Below are 3,361 nucleotides of genomic sequence, written 5' to 3' on the forward strand. Positions count from 1 at the left end.
GCCACCAAGAAATGGTCCATGCCCATCAGGAACTGGGGCATAATTTTAAACCAGTTCCTTACGATCTATGAAAAAAGGGTCAGGCTCTAGAAAAGCCCAACCCCCGTTATTTTCAACTTACACACTTATTGGGATAGTGTCAATTATTAAAAACTGTCAACCTATTTTAGGACGACTCATTCTATTCACTTATTCACTTTGCTAACTACCTGGGTTCGATTATTCGAAAGTTGTGATTCAAAATCGTCAGTTTGAGTGATTTTCGGTGGTTGAGTGAAGTTGAAACTTGAGAAAACTGTAGCGAAACCCGAAAATGCCACTTCTCGATACGCTTCGCACTCGAAGTGACGGCATTTTTCAAGGTCAGAAATAATAATCGAACTCAAGTTAGTTGGAATCTGGATCCAAGTAATCGGGGGTTCCATCCCCATCGGAGTCTGGAAAGGTGATCTCGCCATTTTCAATGATTATCTCATCCCGTGTTAAAACACCGTCTCCATCATCGTCAGGATCCTGGTAATTCGGTCTGGGCGGAACAGTAAACGGTTCTTCATCGGCATCTGTGTTGTCATCCAACAGATATCTGTTATTGTTCAAATCCTCTTGTACCGATGGAATACCATCATTGTCGCTATCCGTGTCTTCCACAAACAATCCCAGTTCAACTTTAAAAAGTACAGGTGCATAAGTACCAGCAGCACCAACCGATCTATTAAACGCAGCCAAACCTGATGGCATTACAATAATTCCAATACCTCTATCCAAAATTTGATAGGTACCATCTCCATTTTCAACAACCTGACCAGGTGTTCCCGCCTTCATGTTGGAAATACCATCCCCATATCCTCTAAATTGAGATGGCAATACTTGCCAAGTAAAATCCTGGTTTTCATCAAATAAGGTTCCATTCAAAGCAGAACCTTGATATCTGACCAAAGTCGAATCTGCATAGGTCGGACTTCCTCCCCCACCTTCCAAAACTTCAATATAATAATAGGTATGGGGAATATTTTCTTCTCCAGCACTTAATCCCAAATGGCTGGAAGAAACATTTAACGTTACCGGAACCGCACTTTCCATCATTGGCTCTTTGTTCGCATTTTCACCTGCTATGGTATCAATCACGATTTTATAATCAAATCCTTCCGGAGGGTTTTTAAATTCTTCATAATTGTAGAAGTGGGTGTTCAAAAACTCCCTAATGGTTTCATCATCTTCAGGCGCTACATCGCTCAATAAGCTTGGGGGCACCTCTACAACACCTCCATCATCATTCTTTTTACAAGATAGTAGTGTGACCGCAAAACATATCAAAACTAAAATTCCGTACCTCATCAAGTCTGTTATTTAGGCGCGCAAGATACAATTTTCCATTATTTTTGCTTTGTCCATTAACAAAGATTTGCGAAGACCATGCGAATAGACAAGTACCTTTGGTGCACGAGATACTTTAAAACCAGAAGCATTGCATCCAATGCTGTAAAAAAAGGACATGTAAAGGTGAACGGTAGCGCCGTTAAACCCTCACGCGATGTTTACCCCATGGACAAAATTGTTGTTCGGAAAAATCAGATTGATTACCAACTTACGGTTTTAGATGTTCCTGAAAGTCGTGTTGGGGCAAAATTGGTCGATATTTACCGAAAGGATACCACCCCAAAAGAGGCCTTTGAGCACAACGAACTGCTCCAATATGCCAAAAAGCATTACCGAAAAAAAGGTTTGGGGCGCCCCACGAAGAAAGATCGCAGGGATTTGGACGATTTTTTGGACGAATCGGAATAAACTGTTTTATATCTTTGAATCAACTATCAAGCACTATGATAAACCGTATTCTTACCCACGATCAAATACAACACATCACAAAGCGAATCGCTTACCAAATTTATGAGACCAATGTGGACGAAGAAGAAATCGTAGTTGCCGGAATCAATGGTGGAGGAGAAAGTTTTGCCAAAAAAATAATAGCTGTCCTGAAAAAGATTACGGAGGCAAAGATTATTTTGTGCAAAGTGGACATGGACAAAAAGAACCCATTGAAAAGTGGGGTCAGCACCTCACTTTCGGAGGAAGAATACAAAAACAAGTCCATTGTTTTGGTAGATGATGTGCTGAACTCGGGCACGACCTTGATCTATGGCACCCACCACTTCCTTAAAACGTCCATAAAACAACTAAAAACAGCTGTACTTGTAAACAGAAACCATAAAAAGTACCCGATCAAGGCCGATTTTAAAGGCATATCGTTATCCACATCCCTGAGCGAACACATTAAAGTTGATTTTGAACCCAAGAACAATGCGGTTTATTTAGAGTAGTTCTTTAATCCTAGCAACAACAGTTTCAGCATCCAAATCATTACAATCCAAAATATGTTTTGCTTGTAGATAATAGGGCCTGCGTTCAAAAAGATGTTTTCCTATAAATTCAGGTAGTTCCTCGTCGACAATATTTTTCACCAAAGGCCGATCATCTTTTTCCTTTGAAATCCTTTCCACCAAGTTCGGAATACTCAGGTTTAAATATATGGAATGGTCAGATTGATTCAATATCGTTGCCATATTGGTTCCGTAGCATGGAGTTCCCCCTCCCGTTGATAGGATAATGGATTTTTCTTTTTCCAAAACCTCGGCTAGCATTTGATGCTCCAACTTCCTAAAAAATATCTCCCCTTTTTCAGAAAATATATTTTTAATGGATTTTTTTTGATGTTGCTCGATATAATCGTCCAAATCGACAAACTCGACCCCTAATTGTCTGGCCAACAATCGTCCAACGGTCGACTTTCCACTTGCCATATATCCCACTAAAACAATTTTCATATTGAAGAATTTTATCCGATTTCAAAAAAACACAAATTTATCATTAATTCACCTTGGAAAATAGATTATTGATGTTATATTTGCACCCGCTTAGCCAAACAGCTAGGCACAACTTGAAGACCTGATAGCTCAGTTGGTAGAGCATCTCCCTTTTAAGGAGAGGGTCCTGGGTTCGAGCCCCAGTCAGGTCACTTTATAACAAACCACAAGATATTAAACCCTGTAATTTAAATTACGGGGTTTTGTGTTTTTTAGACCTATCTTAAATTGATATAATATGGTTTAAAAGGGATCAAGACCAATTGTTGTGTTTATGCAAAAATTGTTGTTAATCTAAATAGGAAGAACTCTACATTTCTTACACCTCTAAACTGAGCCCTAAAGGCTTTTATTTTTGTATTGAAGGACTCTGCTGAAGCATTTGTACTTCTATTGATAAAATAATTCAAGATGGATCTATAGTTAAGGGTTATTGTATTTGCTATGGTGTTGAAGGCTTTAAACCCTGTTTGTTCTACATCCTTATACCAGTGGGCCAA

General features: G+C 39.2%; 5 protein-coding genes and 1 tRNA gene. 3 read left to right on the forward strand and 3 right to left on the reverse strand.

Annotated elements, in window-relative coordinates:
* Positions 1–387: 387 nt before the first annotated feature.
* Positions 388–1,335: an FKBP-type peptidyl-prolyl cis-trans isomerase gene (locus AC13CC_RS00105; protein ID WP_482875953.1), complete on the reverse strand. Its 948-nt coding sequence runs from the start codon at positions 1,333–1,335 to the stop codon at positions 388–390.
* Positions 1,336–1,413: 78 nt separating this feature from the next.
* Here AC13CC_RS00105 and AC13CC_RS00110 point away from each other — a divergent pair, with 78 nt between their 5' ends.
* Together AC13CC_RS00110 and AC13CC_RS00115 are read left to right on the forward strand one after the other, a co-directional pair.
* On the forward strand, positions 1,414–1,785 hold the full coding sequence (locus AC13CC_RS00110) for an RNA-binding S4 domain-containing protein (RefSeq protein WP_163627898.1): 372 nt from the start codon (positions 1,414–1,416) through the stop codon (positions 1,783–1,785).
* Between the two features lie 35 nt (positions 1,786–1,820).
* Positions 1,821–2,318, forward strand: coding sequence for a phosphoribosyltransferase family protein (locus AC13CC_RS00115; protein WP_326280317.1), 498 nt, complete (start codon positions 1,821–1,823; stop codon positions 2,316–2,318).
* On the opposite strand, the gene AC13CC_RS00120 is transcribed toward AC13CC_RS00115, so the two are convergent.
* Positions 2,310–2,822, reverse strand: coding sequence for a shikimate kinase (locus AC13CC_RS00120; RefSeq protein WP_326280319.1), 513 nt, complete (start codon positions 2,820–2,822; stop codon positions 2,310–2,312). The two genes, AC13CC_RS00115 and AC13CC_RS00120, sit on opposite strands and share 9 nt — an antisense overlap.
* A 118-nt stretch (positions 2,823–2,940) precedes the next feature.
* On the opposite strand from AC13CC_RS00120, the gene AC13CC_RS00125 reads away from it, so the two are divergent.
* A tRNA-Lys gene (locus AC13CC_RS00125) sits at positions 2,941–3,013 on the forward strand.
* Positions 3,014–3,133: 120 nt separating this feature from the next.
* On the opposite strand, the gene AC13CC_RS00130 is transcribed toward AC13CC_RS00125, so the two are convergent.
* Positions 3,134–3,361 (reverse strand): transposase (locus AC13CC_RS00130; protein WP_482875954.1); only part of this gene is annotated, 228 nt, incomplete at its 5' end.

Source organism: Flagellimonas sp. L-11, assembly GCF_056857735.1.

What these genes read in the sequence shown, in the direction of transcription:
- AC13CC_RS00105 (WP_482875953.1), bottom strand. Translation starts at nt 1,335, where the DNA reads ATGAGGTACGGAATTTTAGTTTTGATATGTTTTGCGGTCACACTACTA.
- AC13CC_RS00110 (WP_163627898.1), top strand. Translation starts at nt 1,414, where the DNA reads ATGCGAATAGACAAGTACCTTTGGTGCACGAGATACTTTAAAACCAGA.
- AC13CC_RS00115 (WP_326280317.1), top strand. Translation starts at nt 1,821, where the DNA reads ATGATAAACCGTATTCTTACCCACGATCAAATACAACACATCACAAAG.
- AC13CC_RS00120 (WP_326280319.1), bottom strand. Translation starts at nt 2,822, where the DNA reads ATGAAAATTGTTTTAGTGGGATATATGGCAAGTGGAAAGTCGACCGTT.